14 protein-coding genes are annotated in these 14,219 nt (G+C 52.4%); 7 read left to right on the forward strand and 7 right to left on the reverse strand.

Annotated features, from left to right (window positions below):
- Positions 1-165: 165 nt before the first annotated feature.
- The 5 genes from LDL70_RS04640 to rpsF form a co-directional block, all read right to left on the reverse strand.
- Positions 166-1,455, reverse strand: coding sequence for a cyclopropane-fatty-acyl-phospholipid synthase family protein (locus LDL70_RS04640; RefSeq protein ID WP_225687484.1), 1,290 nt, complete (start codon positions 1,453-1,455; stop codon positions 166-168).
- Positions 1,456-1,776: 321 nt separating this feature from the next.
- A complete protein-coding gene (gene rplI, locus LDL70_RS04645) occupies positions 1,777-2,346 on the reverse strand; it encodes a 50S ribosomal protein L9 (protein WP_022712186.1) in 570 nt (189 codons plus the stop codon).
- 42 nt (positions 2,347-2,388) lie between these two features.
- Positions 2,389-3,348 (reverse strand): DUF2232 domain-containing protein, encoded by a 960-nt coding sequence (locus tag LDL70_RS04650; RefSeq protein WP_022712185.1) that lies wholly within the window; start codon positions 3,346-3,348, stop codon positions 2,389-2,391.
- Positions 3,349-3,519: 171 nt separating this feature from the next.
- Positions 3,520-3,768, reverse strand: a complete 249-nt coding sequence (rpsR, locus tag LDL70_RS04655) for a 30S ribosomal protein S18 (RefSeq protein ID WP_022712184.1) — start codon at positions 3,766-3,768, stop codon at positions 3,520-3,522.
- Positions 3,768-4,193 carry a 30S ribosomal protein S6 gene (gene rpsF, locus LDL70_RS04660; protein ID WP_022712183.1) on the reverse strand — a complete coding sequence of 142 codons (426 nt, stop codon included), beginning with the start codon at positions 4,191-4,193 and terminating at the stop codon, positions 3,768-3,770. The genes rpsR and rpsF overlap by 1 nt, the downstream gene beginning before the upstream one ends.
- Positions 4,194-4,647: 454 nt before the next feature.
- Here rpsF and fabD point away from each other — a divergent pair, with 454 nt between their 5' ends.
- The 7 genes from fabD to gmk all read left to right on the forward strand — a co-directional run bounded on the left by fabD (position 4,648) and on the right by gmk (position 12,284).
- The gene (gene fabD / locus LDL70_RS04665) at positions 4,648-5,592 is read left to right on the forward strand and encodes an ACP S-malonyltransferase (protein WP_225687486.1); all 945 of its coding nucleotides are present in this window, start codon (positions 4,648-4,650) and stop codon (positions 5,590-5,592) included.
- 106 nt (positions 5,593-5,698) lie between these two features.
- Positions 5,699-6,436, forward strand: coding sequence for a 3-oxoacyl-[acyl-carrier-protein] reductase (gene fabG / locus LDL70_RS04670; protein ID WP_022712181.1), 738 nt, complete (start codon positions 5,699-5,701; stop codon positions 6,434-6,436).
- A 453-nt stretch (positions 6,437-6,889) separates the two neighbouring features.
- Entirely contained in the window at positions 6,890-7,126 is a 237-nt protein-coding gene (locus LDL70_RS04675) for an acyl carrier protein (RefSeq protein ID WP_002963616.1), read from the forward strand.
- 308 nt (positions 7,127-7,434) lie between these two features.
- The gene (gene fabF, locus LDL70_RS04680; RefSeq protein ID WP_151158030.1) at positions 7,435-8,697 is read left to right on the forward strand and encodes a beta-ketoacyl-ACP synthase II; all 1,263 of its coding nucleotides are present in this window, start codon (positions 7,435-7,437) and stop codon (positions 8,695-8,697) included.
- A gap of 473 nt (positions 8,698-9,170) precedes the next feature.
- Entirely contained in the window at positions 9,171-10,421 is a 1,251-nt protein-coding gene (mltG, locus tag LDL70_RS04685; protein WP_370637803.1) for an endolytic transglycosylase MltG, read from the forward strand.
- Positions 10,422-10,529: 108 nt separating this feature from the next.
- Positions 10,530-11,459 (forward strand): YicC/YloC family endoribonuclease, encoded by a 930-nt coding sequence (locus tag LDL70_RS04690; protein WP_225687488.1) that lies wholly within the window; start codon positions 10,530-10,532, stop codon positions 11,457-11,459.
- Positions 11,460-11,624: 165 nt separating this feature from the next.
- A complete protein-coding gene (gmk, locus tag LDL70_RS04695; protein ID WP_075654629.1) occupies positions 11,625-12,284 on the forward strand; it encodes a guanylate kinase in 660 nt (219 codons plus the stop codon).
- A 51-nt stretch (positions 12,285-12,335) separates the two neighbouring features.
- Here the strand turns inward: gmk and rsmA are convergent, their stop codons facing one another.
- Both rsmA and pdxA read right to left on the reverse strand, forming a co-directional pair.
- A complete protein-coding gene (gene rsmA / locus LDL70_RS04700) occupies positions 12,336-13,163 on the reverse strand; it encodes a 16S rRNA (adenine(1518)-N(6)/adenine(1519)-N(6))-dimethyltransferase RsmA (protein ID WP_225687490.1) in 828 nt (275 codons plus the stop codon).
- Entirely contained in the window at positions 13,164-14,207 is a 1,044-nt protein-coding gene (gene pdxA / locus LDL70_RS04705; RefSeq protein WP_225687492.1) for a 4-hydroxythreonine-4-phosphate dehydrogenase PdxA, read from the reverse strand.
- Positions 14,208-14,219: the final 12 nt, after the last annotated feature.

Genomic DNA, 14,219 nt, shown 5'->3' on the forward strand with positions numbered 1-14,219 from the left:
ATGCGATGCAGGTTTCAGGTAAAAGAGCGCGTAAAAGCAAACAGATAAATGTCTGAAGCGCACCAGCGGTGCAATCGCCGGAACTTCACAATCTCTTGATAAAAACTTTATGAGTAACTGAGTGTCGTCAATTTGTCACAAAACTGCAGCCCGTTGACCTGCGCTTTAATAAACCAGATGTTTCGGGCTGGCTTTCTCGCTGCTGCTGTCATTGCAAGCTTTGAATTTGCGCATTTCCAGTCGCTTAAGCCGCTTTTCCTCCAGCTCAATATAATTACGGGTCAGCGGCACGGCATCCTGTCTGTGTGCAAGCTGTATCTGAAACACCATCATATTCTGCCAGCGGAAGGCGGATTCCGATCCGGCCAAATAAAACTCCCACATCCGGCAAAAACGCTCATCATAAATGGCTTTTGCTTTGTCGCGGTTTGCCATGAAAGCTTCACGCCATGCTTTGAGGGTTTCCGCATAATGCAGGCGGAGAATTTCAATATCCGTTATAATCAGTCCTGCATTTTCAATATGCGGCAAGACTTCCGAGAGAGAGGGGATATAGCCGCCGGGGAAAATATATTTACGGATGAACGGATTGGTGACGGAAGGCTCGTCACTGCGGCCGATAGAGTGCAGCAGCATGGAACCATCCGGTTTTAACAGCCGCGCAACCTGCTGAAAAAACTCGGCATAATGGGTAACACCTACATGTTCAAACATGCCGACAGAGCTGATCCGGTCGAATTGCTGGTTCAGCTCGCGATAATCCTGCAACAAGAACTGCGCCTGTTGATTCAGCCCGCGCGCTTTTGCCCGTTGATTGGCAATCTGGAACTGCTCCTGAGACAGGGTTACACCGGTAACATCAGCATCAAGAAATTCTGCAAAATACAGACCTAATCCGCCCCAGCCGCAGCCGATATCCAGTAATTTATCTTCGGGTTTGATTTGCAGCTTGGCCGCAATATGTCGCTTCTTTGCCAGTTGTGCTTCCGCAAGGCTGGTCTGCGGCGTTTCAAAATAAGCGCAGGAATATTGCTTGTCGGGGTCAAGAAACAGATCATACAGTTCGCCACTCAGATCATAGTGCCGTTGCACATTTCTGGATGAGCGTGCCAGCGTGTTCATTTGCTGTAAGGGTCTGAAGATCTTGCGTAATCTGGTTAGGATACGCATCCACGGCTCTTTTGCCGCCGTGGGGCCGGTATTCTCAAAGACCAGCCGCAGAAAGCTGTAAATATCGCCTTCCGGAAAACTGATATCCCCGTCCATGAAGCATTCGCCGAGCTTCAGTTCCGGATCAAGAGCGATCGCTCTTTCCGCCGCTTTATTGTGAAAGGCAAGCGTGACACGCGGCGCAGTGCCGTTGCCGTAAGTGTGGGTCGTGCCATCGGCAAATTGTACTTTAAGATCGCCGCTTGAGATCAGCTTGTTCAGAACCGAATGCAGCATGCTACTCATGTCTCATCCTCCTCCGATCTTGCAGAACCGGTTGAGCGACGGATGAAGCGGCGGGTTTCCGCGCCTGTATCCGCCTTTCGAGCATTTCCAGAAAAAGTGCAAAGCGGTTTTCGCTGGATAATGCGTCAATACAAAGAGCTAAACACGGAACAGCGCTTTAAGAATAGCCGGTTTTATTGTTCTGGAAAGAGCGGGGCAGAAATAATTCCGGAGAGTGTAATCATTTTCGCGTGATGGTTTCATAAATAAACGGGCAATAAAAAAGCTGCACCGGATGTCCGGTGCAGCCTTTCAGATACGAAATCTGTAGGAAAACGCTGATTATGCGTTTTCTTCGCCATCGAAGTCTTCGTCGAAAACTTCTTCAGCCAGAGGCTCTTCTTCGATGCCGTAGATAGCAGCAGCAGTCGACAGATCTTCACCTTTTTCCTGACGCAGAGCTTCGTCAGCTGTACGTGCGATATTGATGGTGATTGTGGCCGATACTTCCGGGTGCAGAACGATCGAGATTGTGTGAATGCCGATTGTTTTGATCGCGTGGTTCAGGTCAACCTGGTTGCGGTTCAGCGAGAAGCCTTCAGCAGTTACAACATCAGCAACGTCACGTGTCGAAACCGAACCGTACAGCTGACCGGTTTCACCAGCCGAGCGAACAACGATGAAGCTCTTGCCGTCCAGCTTGTCAGCAACGGCCTGTGCTTCGGTTTTGCGTTCCAGATCACGGGCTTCGAGCTGAGCGCGCTGGGATTCAAAACGAGCCATGTTGGCTTCGTTGGCACGCAGTGCCTTGCCCTGCGGGAGCAGGAAGTTACGGGCAAAGCCGTCTTTTACAGTAACAGTATCGCCCATCTGACCGAGGCGGCTGATGCGTTCAAGCAGGATAACTTTCATTGGACTATTCCTTGAGTGTTTAAGTTCTGAATGTGTTTATGGTTATGAATTCTGGGACGGATCTTTGGAGAGCGGAGCGCCGCGCGATGTATCGAGCAGGCCGAATACCAGAAAGATCAGTGCAGAGAATGCGAAGATGATGAGCAGAAAATAGGCAAGCCACAGCGCAAACGGACGCCATGTGGCACCGCGTGTCCGCCAGTGAATAATTGCCAGACCGGCCATGATAAAGCCCGCAGCAAGCGCACCGGCGAAAGTGGTGGCGATCATGCTTGCAGGGCCGGACAGGAACATGGAGCCGGCAAAGGTAAGAGCGAAAACCAGCAGAGCAGGGCGCGGCATGCGCAATGTTGCAGGCCAGTTATCGCGCGGGCGGCGCAGCACGCCGGAGCGTTCAGTGATGCGCAGCGCGAGATAGAAATTCGCGGTCAGGAACATCAGGCTGGTTGCAGCCTGAATGGCAGGCAGACCGAACAGCAGAAACTGCTGCAGCATTTCACGGAAATCGTCGCTTGCATTGAACTGCGGATCAGAGGCCTGCAGGCTTGCGATCATCGCACCGGTCAGTTCACGCACCATTTCTTCACCATAGCCGATAATCGAGCCGACGATAATGAAGCTGACAGAAATCAGCAGTGCGAGGCGGAACATAATGTCCGGCAGCGGATACCAAACCAGTGCATCTTTAGGGCCGCCCAGTTCCTGAGCAGGCCGCGCAAGACCGGCAAGATAAGCGCCGGTTGCAGCAGGGATGAAACTGGTGAGGGCAATCAGAACCGCAACCATAGGTGCGGCGAAAATAGCAACGGCAATGCTCGCTGTGGCCGCGGCAATCAAACCGGCGGCAGTACCCCAGCCAAGTGCGGCGATAAAAATAGGAAGAGGGGTGAGGACATAGAGAACCATAGCAAGGCCGGATTGAACCAGCACGCCGGACGCCAGCAGCGCGGCTGCAAGCCCCGCAAGAACACCGGTTCCGATATGTTTGCTATTGTAATTCATCTTAATCCTGCTGTCCTGCCCGGAAGTTTCCGGTTGCAGTTAGAGAACGATCGCTTCAGCGCTCTGTTCCCAACCTGACCTTACGGCCACTAAATCATTTATTCCGGTTTTTAATGCCCCGGTGCATCAGAAATGAACCGGGGTGTGCGGACACACCCCGAATCAAAAATCTTATTTCACTACATATGGCAGCAGGCCGAGGAAACGTGCACGCTTGATCGCTTTTGCGAGTTCGCGCTGTTTCTTCTGGCTTACGGCTGTAATGCGGGAAGGAACAATCTTGCCGCGTTCAGAAATGTAACGCTGCAGGAGTTTGATGTCCTTGTAATCGATCTTCGGTGCGTTAGGACCTGTGAATGGGCAGGTCTTACGACGACGATGGAACGGACGACGGGTCGGGATCTGATTGATATCAACCATTATTCTTCTCCTTCACCGGCAGATTCGTTGTCGCGTGGACGACGCGGACGGCGTGGACGATCGTCATCACGGCCGAAACGGTCTTCACGTTCACGACGGTCATCACGACGGCTCAGCATTGCTGACTGGCCTTCTTCGTGTTCTTCAACACGAATGGTCATGAAACGGAGAACGTCTTCGTTAATACGCATCTGGCGTTCCATTTCAGCAACTGCAGCAGCAGGAGCATCGATGTTTACCAGTGTGTAGTAAGCTTTACGGTTCTTTTTGATACGATAAGTCAGAGGACGCAGTCCCCAGCTTTCGATTTTCCCGACTTTACCACCGTTAGCTTCAAGAACGCCCTTGTACTGTTCTACCAGTGCGTCAACCTGCTGCTGCGAGATATCCTGTCGGGCAAGGATCACATGTTCATAAAGAGCCATTGTCTTTGCCTTTCTTCAAAAAACCACCATCCGGATCAACGGCTAAGCCTCTGCGACTTGTCTATATCCGTAAAACGGAGAAGAAAGGACGCGGGTCGAGACGATCGAGAGCGGAGACACGGGAGGTTGAAATCGCTAGAATTTCTCCGGATATTTAAATCCGGCCTCCGTTCAGCCCCCAGCTGATGCCGGACAATGACGAGTGCCTATTAGTGGCTTTTTGAAAATTTTGCAACCGGCAAAAGCAAAGCTATGCGCGTTGTGTCGCTTATGCAGGCAAAAACACGGGTTATCGCAGCGGCGCATACGGGTTTTCAGGCGCGAAGACTTGACTTGAAAGCGGCTGAAAGGCACAGGGCTTTGCAGTTATAGATAATTTTATCGTATCCGCAGAGGCAATATAATATATATGTGTGCGGATCGCCAAACACAGATACAAAATAAAGAGGCTTTAATGACTGTAGCATTTACATTTCCGGGACAGGGCAGTCAGGCTGTCGGTATGGGCAAGGCTTTGGCTGAAACCTATCCGGAAGCGCGCGCTGTTTTCGAAGAAGTTGATGATGCGCTCGGTGAAAAACTCTCAAGCCTGATGTTTGAAGGGCCGGAAGACCAGCTGACGTTGACTGCAAATGCCCAGCCTGCGCTGATGGCAGTTTCGATGGCTGTTATGCGGGTGCTGGAATCACAGGGATTAAAGCTGCAGGATAAAGTCGCTTATGTTGCCGGTCATTCGCTCGGCGAATATTCGGCTCTGTGCGCTGCCGGTACATTCTCCATTTCCGATACTGCCCGTTTGCTGCGTATCCGCGGCAATGCAATGCAGGCTGCTGTGCCGGTTGGTGAAGGCGCGATGGCTGCAATCATCGGTCTTGAACATGCTGATGTTTTTGCAATTTGCGAACAGGCTTCCGCAGAAGGTTCTTGCCAGATCGCTAATGATAATGGCGGCGGTCAGCTGGTTATTTCCGGTTCCAAAGCCGCAGTTGAGCTGGCTGCCAAACTGGCGTCTGAGCGCGGTGCAAAACGCGCAATCATGCTGCCGGTCTCCGCACCATTCCATTCCAGCCTGATGGCACCTGCTGCCAATGCAATGCGTGAAGCGCTGGCAACTGTGAACAAGCAGGCACCTGTTGTGCCGGTCATCGCCAATGTGCGCGTTGCTCCGGTTAAGGATCCTATCGAAATTGCTGATCTGCTTGTTGAACAGGTCACAGGTCAGGTGCGCTGGCGCGAGACTGTTGAATGGTTCGCAGGCCACGGCGTGACAACGCTTTATGAAGTCGGTTCCGGCAAAGTGCTGACCGGCTTGGCACGCCGCATCTCCAAAGATGTAACCGGTGTGACTGTCGGCACTGCTGAAGAGATTGATGCTGTCCTGCAAGCTCTGCTTGCATAACTTAAGATGCAGACGCTGCTGGCGTAATCGCTCAGATTTTGAAGCGCTGAAAATAATGTTATAAAGCGGACGAAGATTGTCCGCGTATCAGATTCAAGAGGATTTCATGTTTGATCTGACTGGCCGTAAGGCTCTCGTAACCGGTGCAACCGGCGGTATCGGTGAAGAAGTAGCACGCGCGCTGCATGCACAGGGCGCTATTGTTGCTCTGCACGGCACCCGCGTTGAAAAGCTGGAAGCGCTGGCCAAAGAGCTGGGCGAACGCGCTTATATCTTCCCTGCGAACCTTTCCGACCGTGAAGAAGTGAAGGCGCTTGGTCAGGCTGTGGAAAAGCAGCTCGAAGGCGTCGATATTCTGGTCAATAATGCCGGTATCACCCGTGATGGTCTGTTTGTACGTATGAGCGATGCAGACTGGGATGCAGTGATCGAAGTGAACCTGACTTCCGTATTCGGCCTGACCCGCGAGCTGACCCATCCTATGATGCGCCGCCGCTTTGGCCGTATTATCAATATTACATCCATCGTCGGCGTAACCGGTAATCCGGGACAGGCCAATTACTGCGCTTCAAAAGCCGGTATTATCGGCTTCTCCAAATCGCTGGCTCAGGAAATTGCTTCGCGCAATGTGACTGTGAACTGCGTTGCTCCGGGCTTTATTGAGTCGGCTATGACCGACAAGCTCAATGAGAAGCAAAAAGACACAATCATGTCGGCTATCCCGATGAAGCGCATGGGGCAGGGTGCTGAAATTGCATCGGCCGTTGTCTATCTGGCAAGTAATGAAGCCGCTTATGTGACAGGTCAGACCCTGCACGTAAATGGCGGTATGGCCATGATCTGATGAAGATCCGGCCGGTTTCTGAACGGTTCCGGCCGGAATAATGATGAATAAAAGAACTTTAAAAAGCTGATAATACAGCAATAAAGCTCTTTTTTCTGTTGTTTTAACGGTTTTTGCTCTGTTTCGCTGTGGTTGCTTGTTAAAATGGACTTTGCCAAACAGCAGAACCGTGATAATGCCCCGAATATTGCTGCGCTGCATGTTTTATGCTTCGTGGCGGCTGCAGTGATAAAATATGATTGCGCTTCAACGGCGCAGCAGTTAAATCGCTGCAACTGAAATATATTGTATAATGCGTCTGAAATGCATTTCTGTTTCAGGCATTATGCAGTAGGAATATCCACAGGATGCTTTTCATTGTGATGAATGTTGCAATGGTGAGTTATCTTAACACTTGATTACAATCAGCCATGCCGCTACCAAGGCTATGGTATTAACAGGTCGAGGTCCGACATGAGCGACACCGCAGAACGCGTCAAGAAAATCGTTGTTGAACATCTGGGCGTAGATGCCGATAAAGTAACTGAAGGCGCAAGCTTCATTGATGATCTGGGCGCAGACAGCCTGGACACAGTTGAGCTGGTAATGGCTTTCGAAGAAGAATTCGGCGTAGAAATTCCTGATGATGCAGCTGAAACCATCCTGACGGTCGGCGACGCTGTTAAATTCATCGATAAAGCTTCTGCCTGATTATTTGTATAATCGGCAGGCAGATATCGGGCCGGAAGATCATATCTTCCGGCCCTTATCGTTTGAAGTATGGAAAATATTTGAATAAGGCTCAGGCAATGTTTTTACTGCCTTTATGCCGGTCAGACAGTTCTGTTTGCGGATCTGTAATTAACCACTCCACAAAAGCGCTGTAACAATCTATTAATTCTGCGTAATTCTAACCCTTGATCGATTCCGGTCGAGATATTACGCGGTTGATTAATCTGTGCCGCCTGCCGTTGGTGAAGACCAGCGAGAAACAGGGTCAGGTGCAGGGAAGGATACATATGAGAAGAGTCGTCGTTACCGGTCTTGGCCTGGTGTCACCTTTGGCAAATGGTGTTGAAGAAACCTGGAAGCGTTTGCTCGCCGGCCAAAGCGCAGCGCGCCGCGTGACCGAATTCGAAGTTGACGACCTTGCCTGTCAGATTGCCTGCCGTATTCCTGTCGGCGATGGCACGGATGGCACATTCAACGCTGATCTCTATATGGAACCGAAGGAACAGCGTAAAGTTGATCCTTTCATCGTCTATGCGGTCGGCGCTGCCGATCAGGCACTGGATGATGCGAACTGGCATCCGGAAAGCGATGAAGACCAGATCCGCACCGGCGTGCTGATCGGTTCCGGTATCGGCGGTATCGAAGGTATTGTTGAAGCCGGTTATACGCTGCGCGACAAAGGTCCGCGCCGTATTTCGCCTTTCTTCATTCCGGGTCGCCTGATTAATCTGGCTTCCGGCCATGTTTCGATCAAGCACAAGCTGCGCGGCCCGAACCACTCCGTGGTCACAGCCTGCGCAACCGGTACACATGCTATTGGTGATGCTGCCCGTATGATTGCTTTCGGCGATGCCGATGTAATGGTTGCCGGTGGTACAGAATCGCCGGTCAGCCGTATTTCTCTGGCCGGTTTTGCTGCCTGTAAAGCGCTCTCCACCAAGCGCAATGATGATCCGACCGCGGCATCGCGCCCATATGACGAAGACCGCGACGGTTTCGTTATGGGTGAAGGTGCAGGCGTTGTGGTTCTCGAAGAGCTGGAACATGCGCTGGCACGCGGTGCTAAAATCTATGCGGAAGTGATCGGCTACGGCATGTCCGGTGATGCCTATCACATCACTGCACCAAGCGAGAACGGTGAAGGCGCACAGCGCTGCATGGAAGCCGCGTTACGCAGTGCCAAAATCACACCGGATGCTGTTGATTATATCAATGCTCACGGCACATCGACCATGGCTGATACGCTCGAACTGGCAGCAGTTGAACGCGTTGTCGGAGATTCAGCCTCGAAGATTTCCATGTCTTCGACCAAATCCTCGATCGGTCACCTGCTCGGTGCAGCCGGTGCGGCAGAAGCGATTTTCTCGACACTGGCAATCCGCGATAATATTGCGCCTGCTACGCTCAATCTCGACAATCCGTCGGTCAGCACCAAGATCGATCTGGTGCCGCATAAGCCACGCGCCCGTCAGATTGATGTTGCTGTGTCGAACTCGTTCGGCTTCGGCGGCACCAATGCTTCGCTGATCCTGCGCCGCTATCAGGCCTGATACAGCATTTTAGCTGATGGAATGAAAAGGCCGCTTTCAGTGAAGGCGGCCTTTTATTAAGAGCCTGTACCGTAACGGGTGAGGCCGTTTTTGAACAGCAGACGCAGGCAATCCGTATTTCAGATCAAAATACTCTCTTAAATATGGATTCTTTCTGTCGAAAGCTTTGTTCACGGGTTGCGACATTCGTGCTTTTGCCGCAATTATTGTGCCCATTGAGTGAAGAAACTAAAAATACAGATTAATCGGCTCAGGCCCTTGGTTTTCATTGCCATCGGGTCGGGTTGAACCGGAGTGTAAGTGTGACGTCAGACCAATCATCTGAAAATAAATCTGCTGGTCAGCCTGCCGTTTCTGATAGCGCTGTTCAGAATAGTGCGTCACCATCTCATACGGGGAGCGCTGCTTCTGCGAGCGCGCATAAGCCTGTTACCTCCGATGAAAATGCAATTGTTGCACCGGTTTCTCCGGAAATCGCCGCAGCACCAGCTGCACCTGCTTCTGCTCCGGTATCGGCACCGGCTCAGCTGCAAGCTGCTGTGCAAGCTGAAAAACCTGCGGTACCGGATGCGGCTGAACCGGCAACAGGGCCTTTGGTTCTGAAATCGGCAAGCGAAGCATTGCGCCCTGAGCCGGGCACACCGCCGCCGCCGAAAAGGCGCAAGCGTTCGCGTCATGCCCGCAGCCAGATTGTGGTTTTTGCCAATTTCATGCTGTCTATGCTGGTCTTTCTGGTGATCGGCATGGGAGCCTTGTTCTATTTCGGCAAGGTTCAGTTCACGACTGAAGGGCCGCTGTCACAGGATTCGACATTCTTTGTGAAGCGCGGCAGCGGTATTATTGAAATTTCCGACCAGCTGGAACGTGCAGACCTGATTACCGATGCGCGGATTTTCCGCTATGGCGCACGTGCTTATGGTCTGGAAAAGAGCATGAAGGCCGGTGAATATGCCATTCCTGCCCGTGCTTCCATGCGCGATATTATGAATATCTTTGTTGAAGGTAAGTCGCTGATGCATTCAGTGACCATTCCTGAAGGCCTGACCGTCCAGCAGATTTTCGATCGTATTGCCAATAGCGAGCTGCTTTCCGGCGACCTGCCGAAAGAACTGCCTGTTGAAGGTAGTCTGGTCGCAGATACGCTGAGCTTCACGCGCGGCACACCGCGTGAGGAAGTGGTCAATCGCCTGAAAACCGCGCAGGCCAAACTGGTGGATGAAGTCTGGGCCAAGCGCCGTGACGGTCTTCCGGTCAAAGACAAGAACGAATTTGTGACATTGGCTTCCATCGTTGAGAAGGAAACCGGTGTGGCATCCGAGCGTCCGCATGTGGCTTCGGTTTTCGTAAATCGTCTGAATACCGGTATGCGCCTGCAATCCGATCCGACAATTATTTACGGTATTTTCGGCGGACGCGGCAAACCTGCAGATCGCCCGATCTATAAGTCGGATATCGAAAAAGAAACTGCCTATAATACCTATATTATCAAAGGCCTGCCGCCGACACCGATTGCCAATCCGGGGCGCGATGCTCTGGAAGCCGTCGCTAATCCGCTGGATACTCAGGATCTGTATTTTGTGGCAGACGGTACCGGTGGCCATGTCTTCGCGGCAACGCTGAAAGAGCACAATGAAAATGTGCGTAAATGGCGTGAGGTTGAGCGTCAGCGTAAGGAAAATCCGGCAACAGGAACAAACGGCACCGCACCAACGCCGGCTCCTTAACGATTGTAATTAAAGATACAGATAAAATATGATGCCGTCCGGCCATCCGGACGGCATTTTTGCAAAAGCCGCTTTCAAAGACAAACGGCGCAGATAACGGGTTTTAAGATGACAGTACAGAGCATGACCGGTTTCGCCCGCCATACAGCGACATTCATGTCGGGGGCGGATGAGAATGCGCAGACACGGATCAGCTGGGAAATTCGTTGTGTGAACGGTAAAGGGCTTGATGCCCGCTTTCGTATTCCGAACGGTTTTGATGATCTTGAACTGCAATTGCGCACGGCTTTGGGGCGCGTTTTTGCCCGCGGATCGTTTCAGGTCAGCCTGACAATTGAAGAGCCGGAGGCGCAGACGGCGCTGGTTATCAATGAAGATTTGCTGAGCAAGGTTATGCAGACAGCGCAGCAGTTGCAGAACCAATATGGTCTGGCACCTGCCAGTGTGGATGCCGTGCTGAATTTACGCGGTATTCTGGAGCCGCCGCAGACCTTGAGCGACGATGCAGGTAAAGCGGCTTTGAAAGCCGCATTGCTGTCATCCTTTGATGAAGCACTGGATGCGCTGAAACTGATGCGTTTGCAGGAAGGCAAGCGCCTGTCCGATCTGCTTGGCAGCCATGTCGACCGAATTGCGGAACTGGCAGTGCAGGCGCGTCAGGATGCGTCCCGCAGTGCTGAAGCGATCCGTGAGCGTCTTGCGGGGCAGGTGGCATTGCTGCTGGATGCTATGAACAGCAATCGCAGTGCGGCGATCGTGCTGGACGAACAGCGCCTGCATATGGAAGCAGCGTTTCTTGCCACCAAAGCGGATATTCAGGAGGAGCTTGACCGGCTGGATATGCATGTGGCTGCGGCACATAAATTGCTCAGCGACGGCGGCCCTGCGGGGCGTAAGCTCGATTTTCTGTCGCAGGAATTCAATCGCGAAACCAATACGCTGTGTTCAAAATCCAATGCGGCCAGCATTACTGCAATCGGCCTTGAGCTGAAAGCGGTTGTCGATCAGTTCCGCGAGCAGGTTCAGAACCTCGAATAGTAAAGATTGCAAGCGTTTCCGCTCCGCGTATAGTGAAGATCAGGTAATGCTTTAATAACTAAAAAACGCCGCAATTGCTGTGAAAAGAGAGAACAAAAGAGACATCATTGCGGCGCAATGATATCAGACATAGCAGTGAATAGAGAATCTGGAGCAGAATAGATTATGGCCATCTCCTTCGTGGAAAATGCTGTCGCACGACGCGGCCTTATGTTGGTCATTTCTTCGCCGTCAGGCGCGGGTAAGTCAACGATTGCACGTTTGTTGCTGGAAGACCGCGATATGGATCTTTCCCTGTCCGTCAGCGTGACAACCCGTCAGCGTCGCGCCAGCGAGATTGAGGGCGTTCACTATCATTTTAAAAGCGTGCGTGAATTCGAGCGCCTGCGTGACAGCGATGCCCTGATTGAATGGGCAGAGGTGCATGGCAATTATTACGGAACGCTGCGCGAGACTGCGGAAAACGCCTTGGCAGACGGTCGTGACATGTTGTTTGACATTGACTGGCAGGGCGCGGAACAGCTTCAGGCCAAAATGCCGGCCGATGTTGTATCGATCTTTATTCTGCCGCCGACCATGAAAGAACTTCAGATGCGCCTGAACCGCCGTGCGGAAGATACGCCTGAGGTGATTGAAACACGTCTGAACAATGCGCGTTTTGAAATCCAGAAATGGAGCAAATATGATTACATTGTTATCAATGAAGATCTGAACCAGTCCTATGCCGCTGTGAAGTCCATTGTCATGGCTGAGCGTCTGCGCCGCGACCGTCGTCCGGGTCTGTTTGAATTCGTGAACGGTTTGCTGGAAGAACAGCCTTCTTAAGTTCTCAATACGTCTGAAAAGAAAAACCGCCGTAAGGCGGTTTTTTATATCTCAGAGCTGGTTTGCCAGATGCACAAATTCTTCGACACTGAGCGTCTCTGCACGGCGCGTCGGATCAATGCCTGCTTTATTGAGCAGGGTTTCACCACCAAGCGGCTTGAGGCTCTGGCGCAGCATTTTGCGACGCTGACCGAATGCCGCTTGTGTTACCCGCTCCAGAAGCTGCGGCGGGCAGGCCAGCGGCTCTTCACGCGGGATCATATGCACAACGGCAGACGTGACTTTCGGCGGCGGTGTGAAAGCCTGTGGCGGCAGATCAAAAGCGATTTTAGACTGCGTACGCCATCCGGCCAGCACACCAAGACGGCCATAGGCATCATCATCGGCACGGGCAACAATGCGCTCGGCAACTTCTTTCTGGAACATCAGGGTCATAGAGCTGTAAAAAGGCGGCCATGGCTCACTCAGCAGCCAGCCGATCAGCAATTGCGTGCCGACATTATAAGGCAGGTTGGCAATGATTTTCGGCTTTTTGGCCGGATCAGGAAACAGCGCCTTAAAATCCTGCTGCAAAGCATCACCGGAAATGACACGTAAACGCCCCGGATATTCCGCAGCGATTTCCTCCAACGCGGGCAGGCAGCGCTCATCACGCTCGATTGCCGTGACAATGCCGCCCTGAGCCAGAATAGCGCGTGTCAGACCGCCGGGGCCGGGGCCGACCTCAATCACCGGCTGATCCTGTAGATCACCGGCCTGTCGGGCAATTTTGGATGTCAGGTTGAGATCGAGCAGGAAGTTCTGGCCGAGGGATTTTTTGGCATTCAGTTCGTGACGTTCAATCACATCACGCAGTGGCGGCAGATTATCAATGCTCATTCAGTCTTGTGTCCGTTTATGATTATGTGCCAGCTCTGCGGCCAGTTTAAGCGCGGCGATCAGGCTGTCCGGTCGGGCAATGCCACGTCCTGCAATGTCAAAAGCAGTCCCGTGGTCGGGAGAGGTGCGGATGAAGGGCAGGCCGAGTGTTACATTGACCGTTTCATCAAAAGCCAGCGCTTTGGCAGGAATAAGTGCCTGATCGTGATACATGCAGATTGCCGTATCATAGGTTGTCAGCGCCTGTTTGTGGAACATTGTATCTGCAGGCAGCGGCCCGCGAATATTGATGCCTTCGCTTTTGAGCTGCTCGATAGCAGGGCGGATGACAGCATCATCTTCATGGCCGAGCGCTCCGCCTTCACCGGCATGCGGGTTGAGACCGGAGACTGCAATGCGCGGATTTTTGATGCCAAAACGTGTGCGCAGATCATGATCGGTAATGCGGATAGTTTCAATGATCGCAGCTGTTGTCAGTGCTTCCGTCACTTTATGCAGCGGAATATGAATTGTCACCGGCACAGCGCGCAATTGCGGGCCTGCGAGCATCATGACAGGGCGCACTTCAACACCAAGATGACGGGAAGCCAGATGGGCAAGAAATTCCGTATGCCCCGGAAAACCAAAACCGGCTTCGTAAAGCGGTTTCTTGGCGATAGGGCAGGTTGTGACTGCACTGGCCTGACCATCAAGCACATAATGTGTGGCGCGTTCAATCGCCTCAATAATACCGGCGGCATTGGCGGTCTGCGGCACGCCCGGCTTGTCAGTCAGCCGGTTGGCCAGAGGCACAACAGGCAGATAATGGCAAAAGCGCTGTGTTGCTTCAGACGGCTGGCAGATGCTGAAAGGGATATCAAGACCAAGCTGTCTGGCTCTTGCTGTCAGCAAGGACGGGTCGGCAAGGATGAAAAACGGAGGCAGCGCATGCTTTTCCCGCTGCGCCCATGCGGTGAGGGCAATATCCGGTCCGATACCGGACGGGTCGCCGATGCTCAGAGCAACCGGTGCTATGGAAGCCTCTCCATGCTGCGGAAAAACCATTTTATGCTCCGG

This window comes from Pseudochrobactrum sp. XF203, from assembly GCF_020341615.1.
Lineage (GTDB): Bacteria > Pseudomonadota > Alphaproteobacteria > Rhizobiales > Rhizobiaceae > Pseudochrobactrum > Pseudochrobactrum saccharolyticum.